A 25,619-nucleotide genomic window follows, 5' to 3' on the forward strand; every position below is an offset into this window, starting at 1 on the left:
GAACCTACAGGTTCGGCAAATCTGCCAGCAGTTTGTCCAGCGTCACCGGGAAGTCGCGCACCCGTATGCCGCATGCGTCGCAGATCGCGTTGGCAACCGCCGCGCCGGCGCCGGAGATGCCGAGCTCGCCCACGCCCTTCGCACCGACCGGATTGGCGGAATCGTCGATCTCCTCGATGAAATGCACCTCGATCCTCGGCACGTCGGCATGGACCGCGACATGATATTCGCCGAAGTCGGGATTGGCGAAATGGCCGCTGCGGGTGTCGACCACCGCCGCCTCGCCGAGCGCGTAGGACAGGCCCCAGACCATGCCGCCGATCAGCTGACTGGCGGCGGTCTTCGCATTCAGCACCCGGCCGATGTCGAACACGCCGAGCATGCGGTGGACGCGGACCTCGCCGGTGACCGCATTGACCGCGACCTCGACGAAATGCGCGCCGTGGCTCGCCTGGCTGGTGCGCTTCGTTTCCGCGCCGGGGCCGGTCGTGCCGGTGGCGACGATCGGATCGCCGCGGATCAGGTCGGCGAGCGCGACGCTGCGGCCGCCGGCGGTGACGCAGCCGTCGTGGAGCGACAGATCCTCGGGTGCGGCATTCATCCGCCGGGCAAGTTCGGTGATGATGTCCTCGCACGCCAGCACCGTTGCCGAACACGCGCTGCCCGCGCCGAACGAGCCGCCGGAGCCGGCGCTGGCGGGCAGGTCGCTGTCGCCGATGCGGACGTCGACGGATGCGACCGGCAGGCCGAGCATTTCGCCCGCGGTCTGTGCAAGGATGGTATAGGTGCCGGTGCCGATGTCGGTCATGTCGCATTCGACCGTCGCGCGGCCGTCGGTGCCGAGCCGCACCCGCGCCGAAGCCTTGACGGTGAAATTGCCACGCAGCGCCGCGGCCATGCCGTGGCCGATCAACCATTCGCCCTCGCGCCGTTTGCGTCGCCGATCCCAGCCGAAGCGGCGTGCGCCCTCGTCATAACAGTCGAGTAGGCGGCGGGTGGAAAAGGGCTTGCCGTTGACCGGATCGACCGCGGGTTCGTTGATGCGGCGCAGTGCGATCGGATCGATGCCGAGCCGTCCGGCGAGTTCGTCCATCGCACATTCGACCGCGAAGGTGCCGATCGCTTCGCCCGGCGCACGCACCGCGCCGGTCGCGGGCAGGTCGAGCCGGATCAGGTCGGTTCGGAAGCGGCGGTTCGCGCCGGCATAGAGCGGCAGCGAGCCGAACGGGATCGGTTCGAGGAAACGCGCATCGTCGTTCTGCGCGGCGACGCCCTCATGCGCGAAGGCGGTGATGCGCCCGTCGCGGCTGGCGCCGATGCGGACGCGCTGCGTCGTCGCCGACCGGTGGTGGACGAGATAGGCGGTCTGCGCGCGGGGCAGCGCGATCTTGACCGGCCGGCCGATCCGTTCGGCGGCGATCGCGGCGAAGATCACCTCCGGCCCGACGCCGGTCTTGCCGCCGAAGCCGCCGCCGACGAAGGGCGCGAGCACGCGGACGTCGCCCTTGTCGATCCCGAGCGCTGTGGCGATCGTCGCGCTGGCGGCGCCGATCACCTGGTTGCTGGTGCGGACGGTCAGCCTGCCCGCATCCCACGAGACGGTGCTGGCATGCGGTTCGAGCGCGGCGGGGAAGTGGACGGGGGTGGTGTAGCGCGCGTCGAGCGTCACCTCGGCGCCGGCGAGTGCGGCGTCGAGGTCGCCGATGTCGATCGAGGGTAGGAAGCCGAGGTCGTGGTCGGTCTGCACCGGCTGCGCGGCGGCGTCGAAGCGGTCGCGGCCCGGCTCGGCATGGACGACGACCCGCGTCGCCGCGTCGCGCGCGATCGCCTGATCCTCGGCGACGACGATCGCGACCGGCTGGCCGTAGTGGAAGATCGTGTCGGTATCGCTGTGCGCCGCGGCCTGCGAGTTGCTGCCGCCGGTCACGATGCGGGGATCGTCGTGGATGATCGCGATGACGCCGGGCAGGGCCGCCGCGGCGGTGGTGTCGATGCGGATGACGCGGCCGCTGCCGATCGGCGCGCCGACGATCGCGGCGTAAGCGATATCCGCCGGCGCGCCCTCATAGGCGTAACGCGCGGTGCCGGTGACCTTGGCGGGACCCTCGATGCGCGGAACTGGCTGACCGAGCAGGGCCTGCCGTGCGCGCGTGAGGGCGTCGGAGCGGTGCGCCCGGTCCATGATGCTGTCGGTCATGCGCGTCGATCCTTGCCCGAAGCGGGATGGAGCCGATGTAAGATGATGGAAGCGCGCGGCAAAGGTGTGGCGCGGGTGAGTGGACGAAAACATTGCGGTCACCCCGGATCGGCACCGGGGCGACCGCGAAGGTCAGACCGTCGGCAGTCCGTCCAGCAGCTTGTCGAGGGTGATCGGATAGTGGCGGACGCGGACGCCGGTGGCGTTGTAGACCGCATTGCCGATCGCCGCCGCCGCGCCGCATATGCCGAGCTCGCCTAGCCCCTTGGCGTGGAGCGGATTGGCCTGGATGTCGCGTTCGTGGAGGAATTCGACCTCGAGCTGCGGCACGTCGGCATTCACCGGCACGTGATACTCACCCAGATCGCGGTTGACGATCTTGCCGTTGCGGGGGTCGTGGACCAGTTCCTCGGTCAGCGCGCAGCCGATGCCGAAGGTCATGCCGCCGAGGCATTGCGAGCGCGCGGTCTTTTCGTTGAGGATGCGGCCCGCGGTGAACACGCCGAGCATCCGCTTCACCCGCACCTCGCCGGTGACGACATGCACCGCGACCTCCGCGAAATGCGCGCCGTAGCTCGCCTGGTTGAAGGTCTTTTCCTGACTGCCCGGGCTGACCTCGCCGGTCGCCTCCAGCCCGTCGCCGACCAGTTCGGCGAGCGGCACGCTGCGGTTGTCGGCGATGGCGCGGCCGTCCTTGAGCGTCAGGCCGGTTGCGTCGACCTTCATCGCCTTGGCGATCTTGTCGCGGAGCAATTCGCAGGCGAGATAGACCGAGGTGCCCGACGAGGCGGCGCCCCACGATCCGCCCGAACCCGCGCCCGGCGGCGCATCGGTGTCGCCGAGGTGGACCGTTACGTCCTCGATCGGCAGGCCGAGAAGTTCGGCGGTGATCTGCCCGAGGATCGTGTAGGTGCCGGTGCCGATATCGGTCATGTCGGTTTCGACGATCGCCTTGCCCTGGCCATCGATCGACACCCTGGCGGCGGACTTGATGAGCATGTTCGACCGCGTCGCGGAGGCGACGCCGATGCCGTACAGCCAGTCGCCGCGCCGGTCGGTGCCCGCCGGCTTGCGCCGCGACCAGCCGAACGATTCGGCGCCCTTTTCGAGGCAGGGGATCAGCAGGCGCGACGAATAGGGCACCTGCTTTTCGGGGTCCTGCTCAGGTTCGTTGCGGCGGCGCAGCTCGATCGGATCGATCCCCGTCGCTTCCGCGAGTTCGTCCATCGCGCCTTCCAGTGCGATCAGGCCGACCGCTTCGCCGGGCGCGCGCATCGATCCCGCCAGCGTCCAGTCGAGCCGGACGATGTCGTGGGTGATGAGCCGGTTCTCGCCCGCGTAGAGGAAGTGCGTGGCGACGCCGGCGGGTTCGAAATAATCCTCGCCCGGCAGGTTCGACACCAGCGTCTCGTGCCCGATCGCGGACAGTTTGCCCTCGGCATCGGCGCCGAGCCGCAGCCGCTGTTCGGTGTTCGAGCGGCGGACGGTGGCGTCGAACACCTGCTGGCGCGCCATCACCGCCTTGACCGGGCGGCCGAGACGCTTGGCCGCGATCGCCGCGGCGACGCTTTCAGGGGCGATGCCGAGCTTCGACCCGAAGCCGCCGCCGACATAGGCGGCGACGATGCGGACCTTGTCCGCCGCCACGCCGAGCGCCTTGGCAAGCTGCAGCTTGTCCGACGAGGGCATCTGATAGGCGCCGTACAAGGTCAGCGCGCCGTCTTCCCACACCGCAAGGCTGGCGTGCGGCTCCATCGCCGCCGAATTCTGGCTGGGCGTGGTGTAGGTGACGTCGATCCGGTGTGCGGCGTTCGCCATCGCCTTGTCGACGTTGCCCTGGCTGTGGTGCGGCGGGATCTGCTGCGCGGCGGGCTTTTCCGCCTCCTCGCGATGCGCGAGGAAGCTGTAGCGGCCCTCGGCAGGGGCATATTCCACCGTCATCTGCGTCGCGGCGTCGCGGGCGGCCTCGTAGCTTTCGGCGATGACGATCGCGATGATCTCACCGTGATAGGCGACGTTCTCCACCCCTTGCGTCGGCGCGGCGGTCTCGCCGCCCTGCTGCGGGTTGCGGATGAAGCTGGCGTAATCGGTGACGACGTCGATGACGCCGGGCATCGCCTTCGCCCGCTCCGCGTCGAGTGACATGATCTTGCCGGCGCCGACGGTGGCGCGGACGAGATAACCGTAGGCGAGGTCGTCGAGCGCATATTCCGCGGCGTAGGTCGCCGTGCCCGACACCTTCTTCGGGCCGTCGATACGGTCGATCGGCTTGCCGACGATGTCCTGCGCCGCCGTATCGAGCAGGCTGTCGGGATGCGCCTTGTTCATGGTGAGCGAATTGGTGTCGCCGCTGCCGAAACCGAACATGCTTATTCTCCCGTCAGATCGCGCAGCGTGGCGATCAGGACCCGCCGCGCGAGCGGGATCTTGAAATCGTTCGAGCCATAGCCCTTCGCGTCGGCCAGCAGCGCGTCGGCGGCGGCGCCGAACACCGCGTCGGACGGGGCCTGCCCGACCAGCGCGGCCTCGACCGCCGGGTTGCGCCACGGCATCGGCCCGAGGCCGCCGAAGGCGAGCGCGGCGCTCGCGATCCGGCCTTCCTCGACGCTGACGACGCCGGCGACCGAGACCAGCGCGAAGGCATAGGAGGCGCGGTCGCGGACCTTGCGATAGACCTGCCGGCCCTTCGGCGGCGCGGGCAGTTCGACATGGGTGATGAGCTCGCCCGACTGCAGCACGGTCTCGATATTCGGGGTGTCGCCGGGCAGGCGGTAGAAATCGTGGATCGAGATGCGGCGCCTGTCGCCGTCCGACGTCTGCGTGATGATCGTCGCATCAAGCGCGCGCATCGCCACCGCCATGTCGCTCGGGTGGGTGGCGATACACTGGTCGGAGGTGCCGAGCACCGCCAGCACGCGGTTGAAGCCGCCGACCGCGGAACAGCCGGTGCCGGGCTCGCGCTTGTTGCACGCCATCGCGGTGTCGTAGAAATAATAGCAGCGGGTGCGCTGGAGCAGGTTGCCGCCGGTCGATGCCTTGTTGCGCAGCTGGCCGGACGCGCCGGCGAGCAGGGCACGGCTCAGCACCTCGTATTTCGCGATCACGCGCGGGTCGGCGGCGAGGTCGGAATTGGGGACCAGCGCGCCGATCGTCAGTCCGCCATCCTCGCGCTCCTCGATCTCGCCGAGCGGCAGCCGGCTGATGTCGACCAGCTTCTCGGGCGTCTCGACCTGCAACTTCATCAGGTCGAGCAGATTGGTGCCGCCGGCGATATAGCGGGCGCCGGAGACGTGCGCGTCGCGTACTGCCGTGTCGGTGGTGTCCGCGCGGGTGTAGGTAAAGGTCTTCATGCGCCAGCCTCCGCCTTGTGACGAAGCGCGACGTCGACGACGCCCTCGGCCTCGGCGACCTCACGGATCGCATCGACGATATTGGGATAGGCGGCGCAGCGGCACAGGTTGCCGCTCATCCGCTCCGAAATCTCCTCGTTGTCGAAGCGCGGTGCGTCGAGATCGCCGGTGACGTGGCTGGCCCAGCCCTTGCGCACCTCGTCGAGCATGCCGACCGCGGAGCAGATCTGGCCGGGCGTACAATAGCCGCACTGATAGCCGTCGTGGCGGACGAACGCGGATTGCAGCGCGTGCAGGTCATCGGGCGTGCCGAGCCCCTCGATCGTGGTGATCTCGTCGTCCTGATGCATCACCGCGAGGCTGAGGCAGCTGTTGATGCGGCGGCCGTTGACCAGCATCGTGCAGGCGCCGCACTGCCCATGGTCGCAACCCTTCTTGCTGCCGGTCAGGCCGAGGTGTTCGCGACACAGGTCGAGCAGCGAGGTGCGGATATCGGGATCCGCGTCATAGGATGTGCCGTTGATGGTGAAGTGCATGCGCCGCCTCGCGAAATTCGGGTGTCTCGCCCGTGTAGGATTGATGCCCTAACGCGCCCGGTCATGATGGTTTCCGCTTTGCGAATCGCTCTCACTGCCGCAGCGCTGGCCTCGGCGCCCGCGCCCGGGCAGGATCGCAGCATGAACAAGCCGCTGTCCCCGCCGATCGTCATCGCCCACCGCGGGGCGAGCGGATCGCGCCCCGAACATACGCTCGCCGCCTATGAACTGGCGATCGATCAGGGGGCGGATGTCATCGAGCCCGATCTGGTGCCAACCAGGGACGACGTGCTGGTCGCGCGGCACGAGAATGCGATCGGCGGCACGACCGACGTCGCCGCACATCCCGAGTTCGCCGACCGGCGCACGACGAAGACGATCGACGGGCAGGAGCTGACCGACTGGTTCGTCGAGGATTTCACGCTCGCCGAACTGAAGACGCTGCGCGCGCGGGAGCGACTGCCCGCGCTGCGGCCCGGCAACACCGCCTATGACGGCCGGTTCGCGATCCCGACGCTGGCGGAGATCATCGCGCTGGCGCAGCGACGGCACGTCGGCATCTATCCCGAGACGAAGCATCCGACCTATTTCGCGCGGATCGGCCATCCGACGGACGTGGCCCTGGTCGCCGCGCTGAAGGCGGCAGGGTGGGACAGCGCCGATGCGCCGGTGTTCATCCAGTCGTTCGAGGTCGCCAATCTGCGGCGTATCCACGCGCTCACCAAGGTGCGGCTGATCCAGCTGGTGGCGGGGCAGGGGGCGCCGGCGGATGGCGCGGCGCCGTCCTATGCGGACATGCTGACGCCCGACGGGCTACGGCAGGTGGCACGCTATGCCTGGGGGCTGGGGCCGGACAAGGCGCAATTGTGGGCGGGCGCGGTGCCCACGTCGCTGATCGCGGACGCGCATGCCGCGGGGCTGCGGGTGCATCCCTGGACGTATCGCGCGGAGAATGCGTTCCTGCCGGCGCGGTTTCGCCGCGGGGATGCGCCGGATGCGCATGGCGATGTCGCCGGGGAGATCGGTGCGGCGCTACGCCTTGGTATCGACGGATTCTTCACCGATTACCCGCTAACCGGCGTCGAAGCCCGCCGTGCGGCCAAGGATCATCGGTAATGCGTATCGCCCCCCTCGTCTGTCTGCCCCTGCTGCTCGCCACCGGCGGCTGCATCAACACCGCCGCCTCGATCGTGAAGGCGCCGTTCCAGGTCGCCGGCAAGGCGGTCGACTGGACGACGACCAGCCAGGAGGAGGCGGACCGCAACTACGGCCGCAAGATGCGCAAGCAGGAAGCGAAGGAAGGGCGCGAGCGCAAGGAAGCGGCGAAGCAATGCCGCAAGCACCCCGAAGACCGCCGTGCGTGCGAATATTCGGGGTATCGCGCCGGGTATTGAACGCGGGCCGGAGGGGGCGGGGCATTCTTCCGGGCATGTCGGTGTCACTCTGCGACCGGTTGGGGACGTCCCCGCTGCGCGTTCGCGTCTGCGCGAGCATGACCCACCGATTGTGATCTCCGTGACGGCGGGGGGCATTGACGCTAACGGCAGTGATGACGGACGAGGTTCGCCAGTCTGGATGCTCGCCTGCGCGGGGATGACGGATGGTGGGTGGACATTCTCCGCCCGATCGAACGGAAATCCGTTCTAGCGGTCCTGCACGACGGTATCGCCGGCGAGTGCCGCCGCGACGGCGATCAGCACTTCTGGGTGGATGTGGACGCCGAGATGGCCGCTGCTGACCTCCACCGCCTCGGCGGTGGGATCGTGGCAGATGAAGCCGTTGACGAAGCCGTCGCGCGCGCTCCAGATCGCGGTGCAGGGCACGGGGAGCGGTGCGGCGATCGCCTCGCTGCGGGCGATCACCGCCGGGTCGTCGACGCGCTCGCCGGTCGCCCATTCGAACGCGCGCCAGACATTGGTGGCGCGGCCGCTGCCGGCATAAGGCGAGCTGACCGTCACGACGCGCGCGACCAGTTCCGGACGGCGATGCGCGACCAGCCGCGCGAGGATGCCGCCGAGACTGATCCCAACCAATGTCACCGGCCCCGCCTCCGCATGCAGCGCCGCGACCCGGGCGATCAGCCGTTCCGCGTCCGCGCCGACGCTCTTGACGCCGAGGTTGCGGCCGAGGCCCCAGCCTTCGGCGCGATAGCCGGCGCGTTCGAGGAAGCGGCGCAGCACGAGGCTCGATCCGTCGGCGTCGAACAGGCCGGGCAGGATCATCACCGCGCCGCCACGCCCCCGCGGCACCGCCGCCAGCGCCGCGGCGTGGCGCCAGCGCGTCGCGAGCATCCAGGCGACGCGCGGCACCTCGCTCGCCGCCAGCGTCTTGGGCGGCGGTGGCGGCGCAAGGAAGCCGGTGCCGATCCGCGCATGCGGCGGCGCACGATCCTGCCAGCGGGCGAGGCCGGCGGCGAGGCGGTCTAGAACCATGCCAGCACCGTCACCGGAAACGGCGTCCATCGGCCGATGCGCACGCCGGCGTGACGAAGGGCGTCGCCCGCCCAGGCGTTGCAGGTGCGGATCGCGTCATAATGGCCGCGTGCCGCGTAGAAAGCGTCGTTGGCGCCATAGCCGCGGTGGCTTTCGCGCGACGGCGACAGGCTGGCGCGGATATAGGCGGCGAGGCGGCGATATTCCTCGGGGCGCAGCAGCACGCTGCGCACGGCGCCGTCCGGGTGCGGCGCCGGGACATGCTCGACATGCAGCAGCGTCGCGTCGCTGCCGCCCGCGGCGGCAAGCAATGTGCGCAGCTTGAGGTCGGCCCAGGTCGCCGTATCCAGGAAGAAGGCGCGTTCGCCCCAGCCGATCGCCAGATGGTCATAGGCGGCGTAACGCGGATCGGCGAGGTCCGCTCCCGGCGCCAGCCCGCGCCAATCGACCCCGCCCGCGACCTTCGGCACGACGATGCCGACGTGGATGCCGTTCGATTCGACGTAGATGCGCACGCCCTGCGTCGGTGGCCGCCATCCCGCATTCGCCGGCAGCGCGCCGCCGACGAGGCCCGCGACGCCATAACCGCCGATCAGCACCGCCAGCACCAGCGCACACAGGCCGAGCCAGCGGAGCGGGCGGCGCAGTTGGCGTACGGCAGGGGCGTCACTTGGTATCATTCGAAACCTTATGCTAGGCCATGACCATGGCAGATGAATCGCACGCTCTTGATACGCTCCCCGCCGGTGCCACGCCCGACTGGACGATCGACCAGGACTGGCAGCATTACAGCGCGGAGGATCACGCGACCTGGGATACCCTGTTCGCGCGCCAATCCCAACTGCTTCCCGGTCGCGCCTCGGAGGCCTATCTGCGCGGGCTCGATGTGCTCAAGCTGTCCAAGCCCGGCATTCCCGATTTCGCCGAATTGTCCGAACGGCTGATGAAGCTGACCGGATGGCAGGTGGTAGCGGTGCCGGGACTGGTGCCGGACGACGTCTTCTTCGACCATATGGCCAACCGGCGCTTCGTCGCGGGCAATTTCATCCGGCGGCCCGACCAGCTCGACTATCTGCAGGAACCCGACGTCTTCCACGACGTGTTCGGCCATGTGCCGATGCTCGCCGATCCGGTGTTCGCCGATTACCTCGAGGCCTATGGCCGCGGCGGGCAGCGGGCGCTGGGGCTGGATGCGCTGAAATATCTCGGGCGGCTCTACTGGTATACGGTGGAGTTCGGGCTGATCCGCGAGGGCGACGACCTGCGCATCTATGGCTCGGGCATCGTGTCGAGCTTTGCCGAAAGCCGTTTCGCGCTGGACGATCCGAGCCCGAACCGGATCGGCTTCGATATCGCGCGGGTGATGCGGACAGAGTACCGGATCGACGATTTCCAGCAGAATTACTTCGTCATCCCGAGCTTCGACGAACTGCTGCGGGTGACGGTGGAGACGGACTTCGCGCCGCTGTACGAACAGCTGAAGGCGCAGGAGGACATTCCGGTCGCGGCGATCGTCGCGGGCGACGCGGTGCTGACGCAGGGCACGCAGGCCTATGCACGTCGCAAGGCGCTAGGCTGACGGATCAGGTCACAGGTCCAGGGCCCAGCCGTCGCGGCCCTTGGGATCGAAAGGGGCGGTAGGGACGTAGCGCGTCGCGCCGGCGGTGAGGCGCAGGACGGTCCAGTCGCCACGGCGGTCGATCGCGTCGAGCGTGCAGCCGCAGGCGGCATAGGCCGCGACCACCGTCTTGCGCTGCGTTTCGAGCAGGCCGGCGAGGACGATCGTCGCGCCGCCATCGGCGATCGCGGCGAGTTCGGGCGCCATCGACACCAGCGGGCCGGCGAGGATGTTGGCGATGACGAGGTCGAAGGGCGCCTGTGCGTCGATATCGGGATGGCGCGCGCCGTCGGCGACGAACAGTTCGACCCCCGCCACGGCGTTCAGCACCGCATTCTCGCGCGTCACGTCGACCGCGACCGGGTCGATGTCGGTGGCGATCACCCTTGCGTCGGGCCACAGGTCGACCGCGGCGAAGGCGAGCAGGCCGGTGCCGGTGCCGACGTCGATGACGCTGGCGAAACGCTTGCCCGCCGCCTCCAGCGCGTCGAGCATCGCGAGGCAGCCGCTGGTCGTGCCGTGATGGCCGGTGCCGAAGGCCTGCCCCGCCTCGATCAGGAAGGAGCGGCCGCCCGCGGGCACGTCGACGGCATGCGCACCCGTGTGGACGACGAAGCGGCCCTCGCGGATCGGCTCGAGCCCCAACTGGCTCATCGTGATCCAGTCCTCGTCCGCAAGGCGCACGACCAGCGGATCGGTTGCCGACGCGCTCGGCACCAGCGCGTGCAGCTGCGCGAGCAGCGCGCCATCGGGCTCATACTCCATATAGGCGTCGAGCCGCCAGCGTTCGACGTCGTCCTCGACCTCCTCGGTGGTCATCAGCACGGCGTCGATCGCGAGGTCGGACGCGCTGTCGATCGCTTCCGCCTCGGCACGGGTGCAGGGCAGGGTGACCTTCCACGAGTCAGCGGACATAGCTGGCTCCGTTGACGTCGAGCACCGCGCCGGTCATCGATGCCGGCGCGTCCAGCGCGCAGAAGCGCGCGACCGCGGCGACTTCTTCGGGGTCGGCGACCTTGCCGAGCGGGATGTCGGCAAGCAGTTTGTCGCCGCCGCGGCTGGCGAGATAGTCGTCGGCCATGCCGGTCATGGTGAAGCCGGGGCAGATCGCGAAGGCGAGGATGCCTTCGCCGGCATAGCCGCGGGCGATCGTCTTGGTCATCGCGACCATGCCTGCCTTGGCGGCGGCATAATGCCAGTGCGCGGGGCTGTCGCCGCGATAGGCGGCGCGGCTGGCGATGTTGACGATGCGGCCGCCGGTGCCGCGTGCCTGCCAGTGGCGTACCGCGAGGCGGCAGAGTTCGGCGGAGGCGGTCAGGTCGATCCGCAGCGTCCGCTCCCAGTCGGCGACCCAGTCGTCGTGCGGCCGGTCGAGCGGATTGGCTTCGAAGACGCCGGCGTTGTTGACGAGCACGTCGATCGTGCCGCCGGCGCGGTCCAGCGCGGCGTCCCACAGGGCGCGGGGCGCGGCGGGATCGGCGAAGTCGGCGGCGATACCGCTCTGCGTACCGTGGCCGATGACCGAAGCGCCCGCCGCGGTGAGCGTGTCGAAGATGGCCGCGCCGATGCCGCGGCTCGATCCGGTGAGGAGAATGGACATGGCCGCGGCATTAAGCGGGTAGGGACGGCGCGCAACCCCCATCCGTCGCGCCGGGGGTCAGCCGACGCTGGCGGAGAAGCTGTCGGCCGAGGCGCGGAGCTGGCCCAGACGGTCGCCGACCTCGCCGAAGCCGGCGCCGAGGCTGTCGATCTCCCCCGCCACCGCCTGCGTGTCCGCGCGGATCGCGTCGATCGTCTGCGACATGGAATCCGCCGCCAGCGCGGTTTCGTCGACGGCGGCGGTGATCGCGGTGACGGTGTGCGCCTGCGCCTCCATTGCGAAGCGGATGCGGTCGGCCGACCCCTGCACCTCGGCCACGGTCGCCTTGATGCTGGCGTTGGTCGCGACGGTGGTGCGGGTCGCATGCTGGATCGCGGCGATCTTGGCGGCGATGTCGTCGGTGGCGCGCGCGGTCTGGTTGGCGAGGCTTTTCACCTCCTGCGCGACCACCGCGAAACCGCGACCGGCATCGCCCGCACGGGCGGCTTCGATCGTTGCGTTGAGGGCGAGCAAGTTGGTTTGTCCGGCGATGGCGCGGATCAGGCCGAGGATCGATTCGATCGAATGGGCGTGATCGCTCAGCAATTCGCTCGCCCGCACCGCGTCCTGCGCATGTTCGCTGGCGCGGGTCGCAATGGTGGCGGCCGAATCGACCTCGCTGCGCGCATCCTCGATCGCGCGGATCAGGCCGGCCGCGGTCTGCGCCGCCTCGCGCATCGCCAACGCGGATTGTTCGGCGGCGGCGGCGACCTGGCTCGCCTTGCCGAGCACGTCGCGGGTCGAGGCGGAGGCGGCGTTCGCCTGCACGCGGATGCGCGCGCCGAGCGTCGCCGCACCCTCGATCGAGGTCGCGATGCTCTCGCGGAACGCCGCCGACCGGGTCTGGCGCTCCTCGCGCGCCGCCTCCGCCTGCATGGTCGCGAGATGGCCGGTCATCAGATCCGATTCGACCAGGGCGGTGCGCTGCACGCCGTCGAACAGGCGCAGCAGGCGCTGCGTGTCGCCCGCGCAATGCGGTTCGAGCGTCGCCATGGTGAAGCTGTGCGACTGCGCCAACGCCGCCTGCAGACATTGCAGCGGCACGCCCGATTGCGCCGCCTGCTCGGCGTGGCGGATCGCGACGTCGACCCATGCCTCGTCGAACGGGGCATTGTATTTGAGGAAGGCGTAATGCGCACTGTCCTGCACGCGCCGCTCCAGCCGATCGGCGGTGAAGATGTGGCGGATGCCCCGGGTGGCGGGCAACGAGAGATAATGCTGCCAGAAGCGGCTGGCGATCCGGTGATAATCATCCGCGTCGAGCAGCGTGCAGATGTCGCGGCAGGCATCGGCGATCAGCCCGTCGCGGTCATATTCGCCGAGATGTTCGACGATCGTGCGTCTTGCCGGCGTCACCGCCCCCAACGGCAATGCTTTGGCCATGCGTTCGTCCTTCCCGTCCTCACGCCGCGACCTTGGCGACGAACTCGCCGGCGCTGGTCTTGAGGGTGTTCAAGCGCCCGTCGAGCCGGTCGAACCCGCGGCCGACATTGTCGATCTCGGCGGCGACCGTCTCGGTATCCTCGCGGATCGCGGCGATCGTGCTCGACATCGAATCGGCGGCGAGCGCGGTTTCGTCGACGGCGGCGGTGATCGCGGTTACCGTCTGCGCCTGCGCCTCCATCGCATAGCGGATGCGGTCGGCGCTCTCCTGCACCTCGGTCACCGTCGCCTTGATGCTGGCGTTGGTCTCGACCGTCGAGCGCGTCGCCGACTGGATCGAGGCGATCTTGGCGGCGATATCGTCGGTGGCGCGCGCGGTCTGGTTGGCGAGGCTCTTCACCTCCTGCGCCACGACCGCGAAGCCGCGACCGGCATCGCCCGCGCGGGCGGCCTCGATCGTCGCGTTGAGCGCGAGCAGATTGGTCTGCCCGGCGATGTCGCGGATCAGGCCCAGAATCGACTCGATCGACTTGGCGTGGTCGCTCAGCGCCTCGGACATGCCGACGGCGTTGGTCGCCTGTACGGAGGCGCGGCTGGCGATTTCGGCCGCGGCCTCGACCTCGGTGCGCGCATCCTCGATCGCGCGGATCAGGCCGGCGGCGGTCTGCGCCGCCTCGCGCATTGCGACGGCGGATTGTTCGGCGGCGGCGGCGACCTCGCTCGCCTTACCCAGCATGCCGCGCGCCGAGCCGGAGCTGCGCTCCGCCTGTTCGCGCAGCGTATGGCCTTCGTCGGTGGCGGTTTCGACCGCGGTGGCGATGCCCTCGCGGAATTCGGCGGACAGCCGTTCGCGGGCGATCCGGGCGTTGTAATCGGCGAAACCGGCGAACAGTTCGACGGTCAGCTCGGTTTCCATGCCGAACAGGCGCATCAGCGCGTCGACCAGCCCGGCCTGGCGCGGATCGTCGGCCGGCACCCGCCCCATCAGCGCCTTCAGCGCGGCGCGGTCGCTGGCGCAGGACATCGCCAGTACCTCCATCGTCGACACGCCGGCGGCATAGGCCGCGGCGACAGACCGTTCGAGCGATTCGACCCAGGCGCGGCCGTCGAGGTGGCAGCAGCGGTTGCGCAGATAGGCGACGCCCGCGGCGATCCGGCGCTCGGTTTCCAGCGGCGTCCATTCGGCCGCGCCGGGATTGGAGACGCGCCAGTGCGACCAATAGGCCTCGACGATTTCCGGCGCGGCGGGCTCGATGATCGCCCACAATTCGGCGGCGCGCCCGAGCAGCGTGTTTTCGCCACCGTCGAACGCCGTGATGCGACTTTTCAGGTCGACGGTGGCCGCGATGCTGGTCGGCGGGGGCAGAACGATATCGGGCAAGTGCGTCTCCGGCGATCGACAGGCATGGCCAACGGGCATGGGCTCGTGCCTGTTGGTACGCCTCGCTGGTTAACGCGAAGTTAGAGCCGGCGCCTGCAACCGATTGAGTCGCGGCGGGACGGGCAAACCGGCCGGATGCAAGGATGCCGTGAGGTTACAGGGGGTTGCGGCGGCGAATCGCGCACGGGGCGCTGTGGCGCGGAGCGCGGCGCGCGCCATGGCGGCCGGTCGGCCGCGGGACGGCGGCGATGGCGCGATGCGGCGGATACGAAAGCCGGGCCCCGCCCGAATGGTCATCGAGTGGCGGAGCCCGGTCGGGGCAGTATCAGGGTCCGCTCAGACCGTGGTTCGTTTTGTCAATTCCAGAAGACGGCGAACAGGCCGTTGCAAGGTCCGCCGGCGTTTACGAGTACAGGGTGACGCTTTGTGCGCCTCCGGTGACGCGCCGATGCAACTGCACAGAGGATTGGCGCGCCCGGCAGGATTCGAACCTGCAACTCCAAGCTTAGAAGGCTCGTGCTCTATCCAGTTGAACTACGGGCGCGCGGGGGGACCGGTTAGCGCGGTTTGCGCCGGACTGGAACCGCCATATAGTCCCGTCATGAGCAAAATGGGGAACGGGCGCGCGGTGGATGCCGGCGCGATCGGGGGCGGGGCGTTCCGCTATTACGATTTCGTGATGGCGGCGTTCGTCGCGATCCTGCTGCTGTCGAACGTGATCGGGGCGGGCAAGGTCGCGCAGATCGTGCTGCCGGGTATCGGGCCGTGGCCGTTCGGCGCGGGCATCCTGTTCTTTCCGATCAGCTATGTGATCGGCGACGTGCTGACCGAGGTCTATGGCTATGCCCGCGCCCGCCGGGTGATCTGGGCGGGGACCGCAGCGGTGGTGTTCATGGCGTTCATGAGCTGGGTCGTCGTCGCGCTGCCGCCGGCGCCGAGCTGGGGCAATCAGGCGGCCTATGCGACGATCTTCGGCCAAGTGCCGCGGATCGTGCTGGCGAGCGTCTGCGCCTTCTGGGCTGGCGAGTTCGTCAATTCCTATGTCATGGCGCGGATGAAGGTGCGCACCGCGGGGCGGCATTTGTGGATGCGGACGATCGGGTCGACCGTGCTGGGCGAGGGCGTCGACAGCCTGATCTTCTATCCGCTCGCGTTCCTCGGCGCGGAAGGCTTCACGCCGCGGCTGGTCGTCACCGTGATGCTGACGCAATGGGCGCTGAAGGTGACGTGGGAGGTGCTGCTGACGCCGGTGACCTATGTCGTTGTCGGCGCGCTGAAGCGGGCCGAAGGGGTCGACGTGTTCGACCACGGCACCGATTTCACGCCGTTCGCGACGCGGGTGTGAGCGCGGTCGACCCGCCCGACATGGACACCTGAGCGGAAACCGAAACCTTCCACCGTTTCCGTACGTGCGATGACGGTCGACGATGAACAGAGCCGTGCATTCGTGCAGCGGCTAGCATCGCCGCTGGCGTGTAGGACAGCGGGGGCGGTTTGACGAGCGCGTGCAGCGGGTTGGCTATACCCCGCACCCATCCCATGCTGCGCGATGGCTTCCGTGTCCCGCCGGGGCAGGGAGGGGTGTTACGCTCCGATCGTCTCCAGCACGCCTTCGAACAGGCGGCGGCCGTCGGTGCCGCCATGCGCGGTTTCGATCTTGCGTTCGGGGTGGGGCATCATGCCGAGCACGTTGCCGGTCGCGTTGAGGATACCGGCGATGTCGCGGGCGGAGCCGTTGACCGGTTCGCCATAGCGGAAGGCGACGCGGCCGTCGCCCTCGAGCCGGTCGAGCGTGTCGGCATCGGCGAAGTAATTGCCGTCGTGGTGCGCGACGGGGACGCGGATCGTCTCGCCGGCATCGTAGCGGCTGGTGAAGGTCGATTGCGCATTGTCGATCCGGAGCGCGACGTCGCGGCAGACGAAGTTCAGCCCGGCGTTGCGCATCAGCGCGCCGGGCAGCAGCCCGGCCTCGGTCAGCACCTGGAAACCGTTGCAGACCCCGAGCACGGGCAGGCCGCGGCCGGCCTGCTCCACGACCGCCTGCATGATCGGCGAGCGCGCGGCGATCGCGCCCGAGCGCAGGTAATCGCCGTAGGAGAAGCCGCCGGGGACGGCGACGAGGCCGATGCCGTCGGGTAGCGCGGTGTCGCCGTGCCAGACCATTGCCGGCGCGACGCCGGTCACCGCCTCCAGCGCGACGGCGAGGTCGCGGTCGCAATTGGAACCCGGAAAGACGATGACCGCGGTTTTCATCTCAGATCCGCTCCACGCGATAGTTTTCGATCACCGTGTTGGCGAGCAGCTGGCGGCACATGCCGTCGATCGCCTCGTCGGTGGTGGCGTCGGCGACCTCCAGCTCGAACACCTTGCCGGCGCGGACGTCGTCGACGCCCGCGAAGCCGAGGCTGCCGAGTGCGTGATGGATGGCGCGGCCCTGCGGGTCGAGCACGCCGGGCTTCAACGTCACGAAGATACGCAGCTTCATCTTACTTACCCCGGCGCTTGCGATGGCTGTCGAGGTCGAGCACGGCGCTGTCCTCGCCCTCCGGCATCAGGCCGAGACGGCGCGCGACCTCCTGATAGGCCTCCGCCTCGCCGCCGAGATCGCGGCGGAAACGGTCCTTGTCCATCTTCTCGTTGGTGTCCATGTCCCACAGGCGGCAGCCGTCGGGGCTGATCTCGTCCGCGAGGATGATGCGGCCGTAGTCATTGTCCCAGATGCGGCCGAATTCGAGCTTGAAGTCGACGAGCTTGATGCCGACGCCGGCGAACAGGCCCGACAGGAAATCGTTCACGCGGATCGCGAGGTCGGCGATGTCGTGCATCTCCTCCTGGCTCGCCCAGCCGAAGGCGGCGATATGTTCGTCGGTAATCATCGGATCACCGAGCGCGTCGTCCTTGTAATAATATTCGATGATCGTGCGGGGCAGCTTGGTGCCCTCCTCGATCCCGAGCCGCTTCGACAGCGAACCGGCGGCGATGTTGCGCACGACGACCTCGATCGGCACGATCTCGACCTGACGGATCAGCTGTTCGCGCATGTTGAGGCGGCGGATGAAGTGCGTCGGCACGCCGATGGCGTCGAGCATCGTGAAGATATGCTCGGAAATCCGGTTGTTGAGCACGCCCTTGCCGTTGATCGTGCCCTTTTTCTGGGCGTTGAAGGCGGTGGCGTCGTCCTTGAAATACTGGATCAGCGTGCCGGGTTCGGGACCCTCGTACAGGATCTTGGCCTTGCCTTCGTAGATCTGGCGGCGCCGAGCCATGCGCATGTCCCCTGGAAAAGAGCAGCCCCGGCGGCGCGGGTGATCCGCGAGCCGGGGCCGGAATGGGCGGGCCTATAAGGGATGGGGGGCGGGGGCGCAATGCGGTGGCGCTATCTCGGGTCCGGCGGCGGCAGGTCGCGGTCGCCGACGGCGATCAGCCGGTTCCAGAGCGGGCGGCCGAAGCGGATCCAGAGCAGGATCAGCACCAGCAGGCCGAGGAAGGGCGGGCCGAGCGCGGCGAGCAGCCAGAGCGCGGCGCCGAGCGTTGCGGCGGCGGATGCGAGGGCGGTGTCGCCCGAATCGCGCAACCGGTTGACGAAGCCGGCGCCGCGTCCGGTGGCATAGGTGAAGCGAACCGGCGCGGTGACGATGCTGGCGCGCGCGCCACTGCGGGTGGCGGCCGCGATGCGCTGGTCGGCGAGGCGGGCCGACCGCTGCGCCTGCAATTCGGCGCGTTCGGCCGACGGCAGGTCCGATCGGGCAAGCTCGCGGTCGATGCGGGCAAGGTCGGCGCCGGCCTCGTCCGACTGGCCGGCGGCGACCCGCACCTCCTGCGCGGCTTCGGTGCCGCCGATATGCGCGCCGGTCAGCGTCGCGCCGGCCCGTTCCGCGGCATCGACGGCGTCGCGGCCGAAGCGGCGCGCGATCGGCGCGGCGACGTTGGCGGACAGGCTGGCGGACACGTCGCCGGCGGCATCGACGTCATAGGCGATGCCGGTGATCCGGCAGCGCTCCGGCCCCAGCGCCTCGCAGGCGGCGGCATGCGCTTCCTGCAGTTCGTCGATCGCCCGGGCGGGAAGCGTCAGGCTGTATGCATAGGAGAAGGCGAGGCCGGCGGTGCTGGCGTTGCCCAGCGTCGGACCGGGGTCGCCGCCATCGGGCGCCTTGCTGCACCCCGCGAGCGCCAGAGCGGCGATGCTGACGGCGGCGGCGATGCTGCGCATGATGGTCCCTCCCCGGATGTCGGATATACCATCGGCGCACCGGGAAATGGGGTCAAGCGGCGCGGTCGGGTGACAAAGCGATGACAAGCCCGATGCGGGCGGTTAATGGGCGGTCATGTTGCCGCTTCGTTACCTGAGGCTGTCGTGCCTGTTGCCGGCGTGCATGCTGGCCGTGCCCGCGCGGGCGCAGCAGGAGGACGAGCAGCTCTGGACGCAGATCAACACCAATGTGCCGGTGACCGAGGACGTGCGGGTGACGCTGGAGCAGATCGCGCGATTCAGCGACCGGCAGGACGGGCTGTACCAGACCGAATTCGGCGTGCTGCTGGGGGCGAAGGTGGCGAAGAGAATCGAGCTCGGCCTCGGCTATCGCAAGGTCGGCGCGCATAACGGCAACACCGCGGCGAACGAGAACCGGTTCCGCCAGCAGGTGGTGGGCACGTTCGGCGCGTTCACGACGCGGTTCCGGATCGACGAACGCGTCAACCCGCGCGGCGACGAGGTGGGGTTCCGCATCCGGCCGCTGGTCCGCTACAATTACCGGCTGGGCGGCCGGACGACGGCGCTGTTCGTCAGCCACGAGAGCTTCTTCCTGCCGAACACGACGCGCTGGGGGCAGCGCAGCGGCTATGAGCGGATGCGCAACATCGTCGGGCTGATGCTGCCGATCGGCCCGCGGATGGTGGCGGATATCGGCTATCTCAACCAATATCGCTTTGCCCGGTCGGGATCGCGCGCGCAGATGGACCATGCGCTCAACCTGCAGCTGACGATCAACATCCGCGGCGTGCTGTTTCCGCATGTGCACGACTGAGGCGGGCGGCATCGCCCGTGTTGCCGGTATGTTGCGGAACCGATGCCGAATGTGAACGCTTCATCCATCGCCCCACAGGAGTCGATCATGATGAAGCCGTTGCTCGTTCTCGCCGTCGCCGGTCTCGCTTTAGCCAGCCCCGCCTTCGCCGACATGCCCGGGCGCGACTGGATCAGTAGCGCCAAGGTATCTGCGATGCTGGCGAAGCGCGGCTATCGCGTGACCAAGATCGAGGCGGACGACGGCCATTGGGAGGGCGAGGCGGTGCGCAAGGCGATGCGCTACGACTTCCACGTCGATCCGCATTCGGGGCAGGTGACCAAGATGGAGCGCGATCGCGACTGATCGTCAGGTGACCGCCTGACGCTCGGCGAACCGGGGATCGCGCCATGTCTCCGTTGCGACGATGTCGCGCAGCTGTTCGCCGGCCTGCCAGACGTCTTCATGACTAAGGTAGAGCGGCGTCAGGCCGAGGCGGAGGACGTCGGGGGCGCGGAAGTCGCCGATGACGCCGCGGGCGATCAGCGCCTGCGTCAGTTCGTAGGCGTAGTCCGCGCGAAAGCTGATATGACTGCCGCGCCGGGCGGGATCGGCGGGGCTGACGCAGCTTAGGCCGGCGGCGGCGCCGGCCTGCGCGAGGATGTCGAACAGCGCGGCGCTTTTGGTGGCGATGGTCGCCATATCGACCTCTGCCCACAGGTCGAGCGCGGCTTCGAGGCTGGCCATGGCGAGGATCGACGGGGTGCCGACCAGCCAGCGCCTCATGCCGGCGGCGGGGCGATAGCCGTCTTGGAAGGCGAAGGGTTCGGCATGGCCCATCCAGCCGCTGACCGGGTTGACGAGCGCCTCCTGATGGCGGCGCGCGACGTAGAGGAAGGCGGGCGCGCCGGGGCCGCCGTTGAGATATTTGTAGGTGCAGCCGACCGCGAGGTCAGCCTGCGCGGCAGTGACGTCGAGCGGCACCGCGCCGACGCTGTGGCTGAAATCCCAGAGCATCAGTGCGCCCGCGGCATGGGCGCGGGCGGTCCATGCGGCGAGGTCGAAGCGCTCCGCCGTCTTATAGTGGACGTGGGTAAGGAGCAGCAGCGCGGTGTCGTCGTCGAGCGCCCCGGCGAGAGCGGCGCGATCGACCACCCTGAGCCGTGCGCCGGGGACGCAGGCGACCGCGCCCTCGGCGATGTGCAGGTCGGTGGGGAAATTGCCGGCCTCGCTGACGACGGTGCGGCGAGCGGGGTCGTGGCGGAGCGCGGCGACGATCGCCTTGAACAGATGCGTCGACGTGGTGTCGCCGACGATCACCTCGTCCGCCGCGGCGCCGATCAGCGGGGCGATCCTGGCGCCGAGGCGCTGCGGCGCGTCGATCCAGCCCTCGTTCCAGCTGCGGATCAGCCGCTCGCCCCATTGGCGCGTCGCCGCATCGGCGAGCGCGGCGGGGACGGCGCGGGGGAGGGCGCCGAGCGAATTGCCGTCGAGATAGAGGATGCCGTCGGGCAGGTCGAACCGGTCGTGGAGGGGGGCGAGCGGGTCGGCGGCGTCGAGGGCGCGGGCGTCGTCGCGGGTCATGTGGTGCTTTCAAGGGCGGCGAGGATGAGGGTGCGCGCCAGCGTCCATGCGGGCGTGCCGGGGGCGATCAGCTCGACATGGCCCGTGTCGGGCACGGTGTGAAGCTGCGCGGCGTCGCCGGCGGCGGTGGCACGGGCGACATAGTCGGTGGCCATGCGATAGGGGACGATCCGGTCCTCGCGGCCGGCGACGATCGTCTGGATGGCGCCGATCGGCAGCAGCGGCGGGATCGACGTGTCGGCGAAGGGGGCGGGGCGGTCGCCGACGAGCCGCGCGATCACATCGGTGCCGCAGCCGTTGTCGGGACTGGCGGCGACCGCTTCCAGATCCGGCAGGCCGCCGAGGACGACGACATGGCGGATCGCCAGCGGGTCGGGATCGTGGAGCGGGCTGGCCGCGGGCAGGCGGTGGCGCGCGGCGAGCCAAAGCGCGAGATGGCCGCCAGCGGAATGGCCGACCGCGACCATGCGGGCGAGGTCGAGGCATTGCGCGTCGGCCGCCACGCGCAGCCGGTCGGCCGACGCGGCGGCATCGCGGAAGGTGCCGGGATAGCCGCCGCCGTCGCGGTCGACGCCGCGATAGTCGATGTTCCACACCGCGACGCCATGGTCCCGCAGGTCGGCAGCGACCCAGTCCATCAGCCGGCGGTCGGCGATGCCGGTCTGCCAGCAGCCGCCATGGACCATCAGCACGACCGGATGCGGCCCGTCGCCGGCGGGGCGCCACAGATCGATGCGCTGGAGCGGATCGGCACCATAAGCAATGGTCGCGTCGGGCATCGCGCGCGGGCGTGCGGTGAGATCGGGCCAGGTGAGATAGTCGGTCATCAGCATCGCCCGGTTAGCCGAAGGCGCGGTCGCGATCCACGGCTTCCCGGGGAAGGGCGGGTTGTTAACGGTGGGGCGGGTAGGCGGTCGTTCGTCACGCGAGGTCAACACGGGGGCGGCGATGAAGATCCTGGTGCTGTCCAGCCTGTACCCCAATGATGCGCAGCCGCGGCACGGCATCTTTATCGAACATCGCGTCGCGCATCTCGCCGCGCTGGGGGATGACATACGGGTGGTGGCACCGGTGCCGTGGTTCCCGAGCGCGCATGCCGCCTTCGGCCGCTATGCCGCCTTCGCGCGGGCGCCGCACAGCGCGGTGCGGCGCGGGATCGCGGTGACCCATCCGCGCTATCCGGTGGTGCCGAAGGTCGGGATGACGGCGGCGCCGTGGCTGATGGCGGCGGCGCTCTATCCGCATATCGCGCGGCTGCGGCGGACGTTCGATTTCGACGCGATCGACAGCTATTACCTGTACCCGGACGGGGTCGCGGCAGGGCTGCTCGCGCGTGCGTTCGACCGGCCGTATCTGATGAGCGCGCTTGGCACCGATGTCAGCCTGATCCCGCAGCATCGCGCCACGCGGGCGATGATCCTGTCCGCGGTTCGGCGGGCGGCGGCGGTGACGACGGTGTGCGGCGCGCTGCGTGACGAGCTGTTGCTGCTGGGCGCGGCGGCGGACGGGGTATGCGTGGTCGAGCATGGCGTCGATCTGACGCTGTTCCGCCCGCCGGCCGATCGCGACGCATTGCGGCGGTCGCTGGGGATCGAGGGGCCGGCGATCCTGTCGGTCGGGCATCTGATCGACCGCAAGGGGCATGATCTGGCGATCCGCGCGGTCGCGGACCTGCCGGGCGCGGTGCTGATGATCGCCGGCGACGGGCCGCGCGCGGGCGCGTTGCGGGCGCTCGCCGCGACGCTGGGCGTGGCCGAGCGGGTGTGCTTTCTGGGGCATGTCGACCAGCCTCGGCTGCCCGATCTGTACGGCGCGGCGGATATCGTCGTGAACGCCGCGGATCGCGAGGGGATCGCCAACGTGCTGCTGGAGGCGCTGGCGTGCGGGACGCCGCTGGTGGCGACGCCGGTGTGGGGATCGCCCGAGGTGGTCAAGGTGCCGCAGGCCGGGGTGCTGAGCGCCGACCGGTCGGCGGCGGCGATCCGCGATGCGATCGCGCATCTGCTGGCCGCCTTGCCCGATCGGGCGGCGACGCGCGCCTATGCCGAACGCTACGACTGGCGCGAGACCGGGCGGCAGCATCGCGCGCTGCTGGCCCGCGCGGTGGGGGACGTTGCCGTTTCCCGCCCCGCCGCCTAGGGTGTTCCCGATATGGCCACCGACTTTCAGGAACCGCCGATCGGCATACTCGATGCGCCGTTCGATACCGCTCTGTCCGACCGTTATCTGGTCTATGCGCTGTCGACGATCACCGCGCGATCGCTGCCGGACGTGCGCGATGGCCTGAAGCCCGTCCACCGCCGCCTGCTGTGGGCGATGCGGCTGCTGAAGCTCGATCCGTCGCAGGGCTACAAGAAGTGCGCGCGCGTCGTCGGCGACGTCATCGGCAAATACCACCCGCATGGCGACCAGTCGGTCTATGACGCGATGGTCCGCCTCGCGCAGGATTTCGCGCTGCGCTATCCTTTGGTCGACGGGCAGGGCAATTTTGGCAACATCGACGGCGATAATGCCGCGGCCTATCGCTACACCGAGGCGCGGCTGACGCAGGTCGCGATCGACCTGATGGACGGGCTGGACGAGGATGCCGTATCCTATCGCCCGACCTACAATGGCGAGGAGCAGGAGCCGGAGCTGTTCCCCGGCCTGTTCCCCAATCTGCTCGCCAATGGCGCCAGCGGCATCGCGGTCGGCATGGCGACCAGCATCCCGCCGCACAATGCCGCCGAGCTGCTCGATGCGGCGATCATGCTGGTCGACAGGCCGGACGCGCCCGACACCGCGGTGCTCGACTACGTCAAGGGCCCGGATTTCCCCACCGGCGGGCTGGTGGTCGATCCGCCGGCGGTGATCGCCGAAAGCTATGCGACCGGGCGTGGCAGCTTCCGGGTGCGCGCCCGCTGGGGGATCGAGCGCGAGAAGGGCGGCGGCTGGCAGCTCGTCGTCAGCCAGATCCCGTACGGGGTGCAGAAGGGCAAGCTGATCGAGCAGATCGCCGGCCTCATCAACGATCGCAAATTCCCGATCCTCGCCGACGTGCGCGACGAATCCGATGCCGAGGTGCGGATCGTGCTCGAACCGCGCAGCCGCACCGTCGATCCGCAGGTGCTGATGGACGGGCTCTTCCGCTTCTCCGATCTGGAGACGCGGGTCAGCCTCAACCTCAACGTGCTCGACAAGGATCGCACGCCGCGGGTGATGTCGCTGGGCGGCGCGCTGAAGGCGTGGGTCGAGCACCAATTCGTCGTGCTCGACCGGCGGACGCGGCACCGGCTGGGCAAGATCGCCGACCGGATCGAGCTGCTCGACGGCTATCTGGTCGCCTATCTCAACCTCGACCGGGTGATCGAGATCATCCGTACCGAGGACGAGCCCAAGCAGGTGATGATCGCCGAATTCAGCCTGACCGACCGGCAGGCGGAGGCGATCCTCAACATGCGGCTGCGCAGCCTGCGGCGGCTGGAGGAGTTCGAGATCCGCGGCGAGCGCGACAAGCTCGACAAGGAGCGCGCCGAGCTGGAAGCGCTGCTCGCCGATCCGGGCAAGCAGAAGCGGCGGATGAAGCGCGACCTCAAGAAGGTGCGGGACCGCTACGGCCCCGAGACTCTGCTCGGCGCGCGGCGGACGACGATCGAGGAGGCGGCGCCGACCCGCGACATCCCGCTCGAGGCGATGATCGAGCGCGAGCCGATCACGGTGATCCTGTCGCAGCGCGGCTGGATCCGCGCGATGAAGGGTCATTCCGACCTGTCGTCGGCGGAGACGCTGAAGTTCAAGGAGGGCGACGGCCCCGCCTTCGCCTTTCACGCGCAGACCACCGACAAGCTGCTGCTCGCGGCGGAGAACGGGCGGTTCTACACGCTGGCGGCGGACAAGTTGCCGGGCGGACGCGGCTTTGGCGAGCCGGTGCGCGCGATGATCGACCTCGACGGATCGGTCGGCGTCACCGCCTTCCTCAACGCGCGCGCGCAGGAGCAATTGCTGATCGCGGCGACCGACGGGCGCGGATTTCGCGTGCCGGTGGCGGACGTGATCGCGGAGACGCGCAAGGGCAAGACGGTGATGACGCCGCGCGTCGGAGCGAAGCTGCTGATCGTGCGACCGGTCGCGCCCAATGCCGATTACGTCGCCGCGATCGGCGACAACCGCAAGTTCCTGGTCTTCCCGATCGCCGAGCTGCCGGTGATGACGCGCGGGCAGGGGGTGCAGATCCAGCGCTTCCGCGAGGGCAGCCTGTCGGATGCGACGACGTTCGTCTTCGCCGAGGGGATGAGCTGGCCGATGGGCGGCGACACCGGTCGCACGCGCACCGAGAGCGACCTGTCGCTGTGGCGGACCGCACGCGGCGCCGCGGGGCGGACGCCGCCGACCGGATTTCCGCGCGACAATCGCTTCGGCGGGTAAGCGCCCGCGTCCCGACTCGCCGATTACGTCGGGTTAGGACCGAATTCGCAAGAATTTTCAGCGGCTCTTAACGTTCACCGCCTAGTCAGGTC

Annotated in this window: 24 protein-coding genes and 1 tRNA gene; 8 read left to right on the forward strand and 17 right to left on the reverse strand. The window is 69.3% G+C overall.

All coding sequences use genetic code 11. The features are described 5' to 3' along the window. Positions 1-4: 4 nt before the first annotated feature. The 4 genes from B2515_RS15145 to B2515_RS15160 all read right to left on the reverse strand — a co-directional run bounded on the left by B2515_RS15145 (position 5) and on the right by B2515_RS15160 (position 6,083). Complete coding sequence (locus B2515_RS15145; protein WP_293877754.1) at positions 5-2,197, reverse strand: xanthine dehydrogenase family protein molybdopterin-binding subunit; 2,193 nt, start codon at positions 2,195-2,197, stop codon at positions 5-7. 132 nt (positions 2,198-2,329) lie between these two features. Beyond that, positions 2,330-4,564 (reverse strand): xanthine dehydrogenase family protein molybdopterin-binding subunit, encoded by a 2,235-nt coding sequence (locus tag B2515_RS15150; protein ID WP_293877755.1) that lies wholly within the window; start codon positions 4,562-4,564, stop codon positions 2,330-2,332. 2 nt (positions 4,565-4,566) lie between these two features. Beyond that, complete coding sequence (locus B2515_RS15155) at positions 4,567-5,547, reverse strand: FAD binding domain-containing protein (RefSeq protein WP_293877756.1); 981 nt, start codon at positions 5,545-5,547, stop codon at positions 4,567-4,569. Further along, positions 5,544-6,083, reverse strand: coding sequence for a 2Fe-2S iron-sulfur cluster-binding protein (locus B2515_RS15160; RefSeq protein ID WP_293877757.1), 540 nt, complete (start codon positions 6,081-6,083; stop codon positions 5,544-5,546). Before B2515_RS15160 ends, B2515_RS15155 begins: the two co-directional genes overlap by 4 nt. A 141-nt stretch (positions 6,084-6,224) precedes the next feature. On the opposite strand from B2515_RS15160, the gene B2515_RS15165 reads away from it, so the two are divergent. Beyond that, positions 6,225-7,199, forward strand: a complete 975-nt coding sequence (locus B2515_RS15165; RefSeq protein WP_293877758.1) for a glycerophosphodiester phosphodiesterase — start codon at positions 6,225-6,227, stop codon at positions 7,197-7,199. Further along, complete coding sequence (locus B2515_RS15170) at positions 7,199-7,477, forward strand: hypothetical protein (protein WP_293877759.1); 279 nt, start codon at positions 7,199-7,201, stop codon at positions 7,475-7,477. The genes B2515_RS15165 and B2515_RS15170 overlap by 1 nt, the downstream gene beginning before the upstream one ends. A 249-nt stretch (positions 7,478-7,726) precedes the next feature. On the opposite strand, the gene B2515_RS15175 is transcribed toward B2515_RS15170, so the two are convergent. Both B2515_RS15175 and B2515_RS15180 read right to left on the reverse strand, forming a co-directional pair. Then, on the reverse strand, positions 7,727-8,515 hold the full coding sequence (locus tag B2515_RS15175; RefSeq protein ID WP_293877760.1) for an alpha/beta fold hydrolase: 789 nt from the start codon (positions 8,513-8,515) through the stop codon (positions 7,727-7,729). Beyond that, complete coding sequence (locus B2515_RS15180; protein WP_293877761.1) at positions 8,506-9,195, reverse strand: TIGR02117 family protein; 690 nt, start codon at positions 9,193-9,195, stop codon at positions 8,506-8,508. Before B2515_RS15180 ends, B2515_RS15175 begins: the two co-directional genes overlap by 10 nt. Before the next feature lie 26 nt (positions 9,196-9,221). Between B2515_RS15180 and phhA the strand changes: the two genes are divergently transcribed. Continuing rightward, complete coding sequence (phhA, locus tag B2515_RS15185; protein WP_293877762.1) at positions 9,222-10,094, forward strand: phenylalanine 4-monooxygenase; 873 nt, start codon at positions 9,222-9,224, stop codon at positions 10,092-10,094. Between the two features lie 9 nt (positions 10,095-10,103). Here phhA and B2515_RS15190 read toward each other — a convergent pair whose 3' ends face one another. From B2515_RS15190 to B2515_RS15210, 5 genes are all read right to left on the reverse strand, one after another. Beyond that, positions 10,104-11,048 carry a 50S ribosomal protein L11 methyltransferase gene (locus tag B2515_RS15190; protein ID WP_293877764.1) on the reverse strand — a complete coding sequence of 315 codons (945 nt, stop codon included), beginning with the start codon at positions 11,046-11,048 and terminating at the stop codon, positions 10,104-10,106. After that, a complete protein-coding gene (locus B2515_RS15195; protein ID WP_293877766.1) occupies positions 11,038-11,733 on the reverse strand; it encodes an SDR family NAD(P)-dependent oxidoreductase in 696 nt (231 codons plus the stop codon). The genes B2515_RS15190 and B2515_RS15195 overlap by 11 nt, the downstream gene beginning before the upstream one ends. 57 nt (positions 11,734-11,790) lie before the next feature. Next, complete coding sequence (locus B2515_RS15200) at positions 11,791-13,155, reverse strand: methyl-accepting chemotaxis protein (protein WP_293877768.1); 1,365 nt, start codon at positions 13,153-13,155, stop codon at positions 11,791-11,793. 19 nt (positions 13,156-13,174) lie between these two features. After that, a complete protein-coding gene (locus B2515_RS15205; RefSeq protein ID WP_293877770.1) occupies positions 13,175-14,536 on the reverse strand; it encodes a methyl-accepting chemotaxis protein in 1,362 nt (453 codons plus the stop codon). A 467-nt stretch (positions 14,537-15,003) separates the two neighbouring features. Next, positions 15,004-15,080: transfer RNA gene (locus tag B2515_RS15210), tRNA-Arg, on the reverse strand. Positions 15,081-15,137: 57 nt separating this feature from the next. On the opposite strand from B2515_RS15210, the gene B2515_RS15215 reads away from it, so the two are divergent. Then, on the forward strand, positions 15,138-15,881 hold the full coding sequence (locus B2515_RS15215; RefSeq protein WP_293877771.1) for a queuosine precursor transporter: 744 nt from the start codon (positions 15,138-15,140) through the stop codon (positions 15,879-15,881). Between the two features lie 239 nt (positions 15,882-16,120). On the opposite strand, the gene purQ is transcribed toward B2515_RS15215, so the two are convergent. The 4 genes from purQ to B2515_RS15235 all read right to left on the reverse strand — a co-directional run bounded on the left by purQ (position 16,121) and on the right by B2515_RS15235 (position 18,746). Continuing rightward, positions 16,121-16,789 (reverse strand): phosphoribosylformylglycinamidine synthase subunit PurQ, encoded by a 669-nt coding sequence (gene purQ, locus B2515_RS15220; RefSeq protein WP_293877772.1) that lies wholly within the window; start codon positions 16,787-16,789, stop codon positions 16,121-16,123. Position 16,790: 1 nt separating this feature from the next. Beyond that, positions 16,791-17,021: a phosphoribosylformylglycinamidine synthase subunit PurS gene (gene purS / locus B2515_RS15225; protein ID WP_293877774.1), complete on the reverse strand. Its 231-nt coding sequence runs from the start codon at positions 17,019-17,021 to the stop codon at positions 16,791-16,793. Between the two features lies 1 nt (position 17,022). Continuing rightward, on the reverse strand, positions 17,023-17,802 hold the full coding sequence (gene purC / locus B2515_RS15230) for a phosphoribosylaminoimidazolesuccinocarboxamide synthase (protein WP_293877776.1): 780 nt from the start codon (positions 17,800-17,802) through the stop codon (positions 17,023-17,025). 110 nt (positions 17,803-17,912) lie between these two features. Continuing rightward, positions 17,913-18,746: a hypothetical protein gene (locus B2515_RS15235; RefSeq protein ID WP_293877778.1), complete on the reverse strand. Its 834-nt coding sequence runs from the start codon at positions 18,744-18,746 to the stop codon at positions 17,913-17,915. Between the two features lie 163 nt (positions 18,747-18,909). Here B2515_RS15235 and B2515_RS15240 point away from each other — a divergent pair, with 163 nt between their 5' ends. Then, positions 18,910-19,560, forward strand: coding sequence for a DUF2490 domain-containing protein (locus tag B2515_RS15240; protein WP_293877780.1), 651 nt, complete (start codon positions 18,910-18,912; stop codon positions 19,558-19,560). Between the two features lie 87 nt (positions 19,561-19,647). After that, complete coding sequence (locus B2515_RS15245; RefSeq protein WP_293877782.1) at positions 19,648-19,905, forward strand: PepSY domain-containing protein; 258 nt, start codon at positions 19,648-19,650, stop codon at positions 19,903-19,905. Between the two features lie 3 nt (positions 19,906-19,908). Here the strand turns inward: B2515_RS15245 and kynU are convergent, their stop codons facing one another. After that, the gene (gene kynU / locus B2515_RS15250) at positions 19,909-21,123 is read right to left on the reverse strand and encodes a kynureninase (protein WP_293877784.1); all 1,215 of its coding nucleotides are present in this window, start codon (positions 21,121-21,123) and stop codon (positions 19,909-19,911) included. Beyond that, the gene (locus B2515_RS15255) at positions 21,120-21,950 is read right to left on the reverse strand and encodes an alpha/beta hydrolase family protein (protein WP_293877785.1); all 831 of its coding nucleotides are present in this window, start codon (positions 21,948-21,950) and stop codon (positions 21,120-21,122) included. Before B2515_RS15255 ends, kynU begins: the two co-directional genes overlap by 4 nt. A 121-nt stretch (positions 21,951-22,071) precedes the next feature. Between B2515_RS15255 and B2515_RS15260 the strand changes: the two genes are divergently transcribed. Together B2515_RS15260 and parC are read left to right on the forward strand one after the other, a co-directional pair. Beyond that, the gene (locus tag B2515_RS15260; protein WP_293877786.1) at positions 22,072-23,262 is read left to right on the forward strand and encodes a glycosyltransferase; all 1,191 of its coding nucleotides are present in this window, start codon (positions 22,072-22,074) and stop codon (positions 23,260-23,262) included. Positions 23,263-23,274: 12 nt separating this feature from the next. Continuing rightward, positions 23,275-25,527 (forward strand): DNA topoisomerase IV subunit A, encoded by a 2,253-nt coding sequence (parC, locus tag B2515_RS15265; RefSeq protein ID WP_293877787.1) that lies wholly within the window; start codon positions 23,275-23,277, stop codon positions 25,525-25,527. The last annotated feature ends 92 nt before the right edge of the window (positions 25,528-25,619 follow it).

The sequence above is a fragment of the Sphingomonas sp. UBA978 genome (genome assembly GCF_002292295.1).
In the GTDB taxonomy this organism is placed as follows: domain Bacteria; phylum Pseudomonadota; class Alphaproteobacteria; order Sphingomonadales; family Sphingomonadaceae; genus Sphingomonas.

Coding starts and splice junctions, on each gene's coding strand:
- kynU (WP_293877784.1), bottom strand. CDS start 21,123: ATGACCCGCGACGACGCCCGCGCCCTCGACGCCGCCGACCCGCTCGCC.
- B2515_RS15245 (WP_293877782.1), top strand. CDS start 19,648: ATGATGAAGCCGTTGCTCGTTCTCGCCGTCGCCGGTCTCGCTTTAGCC.
- B2515_RS15240 (WP_293877780.1), top strand. CDS start 18,910: ATGCTGGCCGTGCCCGCGCGGGCGCAGCAGGAGGACGAGCAGCTCTGG.
- B2515_RS15170 (WP_293877759.1), top strand. CDS start 7,199: ATGCGTATCGCCCCCCTCGTCTGTCTGCCCCTGCTGCTCGCCACCGGC.
- B2515_RS15160 (WP_293877757.1), bottom strand. CDS start 6,083: ATGCACTTCACCATCAACGGCACATCCTATGACGCGGATCCCGATATC.
- purQ (WP_293877772.1), bottom strand. CDS start 16,789: ATGAAAACCGCGGTCATCGTCTTTCCGGGTTCCAATTGCGACCGCGAC.
- B2515_RS15150 (WP_293877755.1), bottom strand. CDS start 4,564: ATGTTCGGTTTCGGCAGCGGCGACACCAATTCGCTCACCATGAACAAG.
- B2515_RS15175 (WP_293877760.1), bottom strand. CDS start 8,515: ATGGTTCTAGACCGCCTCGCCGCCGGCCTCGCCCGCTGGCAGGATCGT.
- B2515_RS15190 (WP_293877764.1), bottom strand. CDS start 11,048: ATGTCCGCTGACTCGTGGAAGGTCACCCTGCCCTGCACCCGTGCCGAG.
- B2515_RS15235 (WP_293877778.1), bottom strand. CDS start 18,746: ATGCGCAGCATCGCCGCCGCCGTCAGCATCGCCGCTCTGGCGCTCGCG.
- B2515_RS15260 (WP_293877786.1), top strand. CDS start 22,072: ATGAAGATCCTGGTGCTGTCCAGCCTGTACCCCAATGATGCGCAGCCG.
- B2515_RS15200 (WP_293877768.1), bottom strand. CDS start 13,155: ATGGCCAAAGCATTGCCGTTGGGGGCGGTGACGCCGGCAAGACGCACG.
- B2515_RS15180 (WP_293877761.1), bottom strand. CDS start 9,195: ATGATACCAAGTGACGCCCCTGCCGTACGCCAACTGCGCCGCCCGCTC.
- parC (WP_293877787.1), top strand. CDS start 23,275: ATGGCCACCGACTTTCAGGAACCGCCGATCGGCATACTCGATGCGCCG.
- B2515_RS15255 (WP_293877785.1), bottom strand. CDS start 21,950: ATGACCGACTATCTCACCTGGCCCGATCTCACCGCACGCCCGCGCGCG.
- B2515_RS15195 (WP_293877766.1), bottom strand. CDS start 11,733: ATGTCCATTCTCCTCACCGGATCGAGCCGCGGCATCGGCGCGGCCATC.
- B2515_RS15165 (WP_293877758.1), top strand. CDS start 6,225: ATGAACAAGCCGCTGTCCCCGCCGATCGTCATCGCCCACCGCGGGGCG.
- B2515_RS15155 (WP_293877756.1), bottom strand. CDS start 5,547: ATGAAGACCTTTACCTACACCCGCGCGGACACCACCGACACGGCAGTA.
- purS (WP_293877774.1), bottom strand. CDS start 17,021: ATGAAGCTGCGTATCTTCGTGACGTTGAAGCCCGGCGTGCTCGACCCG.
- purC (WP_293877776.1), bottom strand. CDS start 17,802: ATGGCTCGGCGCCGCCAGATCTACGAAGGCAAGGCCAAGATCCTGTAC.
- B2515_RS15145 (WP_293877754.1), bottom strand. CDS start 2,197: ATGACCGACAGCATCATGGACCGGGCGCACCGCTCCGACGCCCTCACG.
- phhA (WP_293877762.1), top strand. CDS start 9,222: ATGGCAGATGAATCGCACGCTCTTGATACGCTCCCCGCCGGTGCCACG.
- B2515_RS15215 (WP_293877771.1), top strand. CDS start 15,138: ATGAGCAAAATGGGGAACGGGCGCGCGGTGGATGCCGGCGCGATCGGG.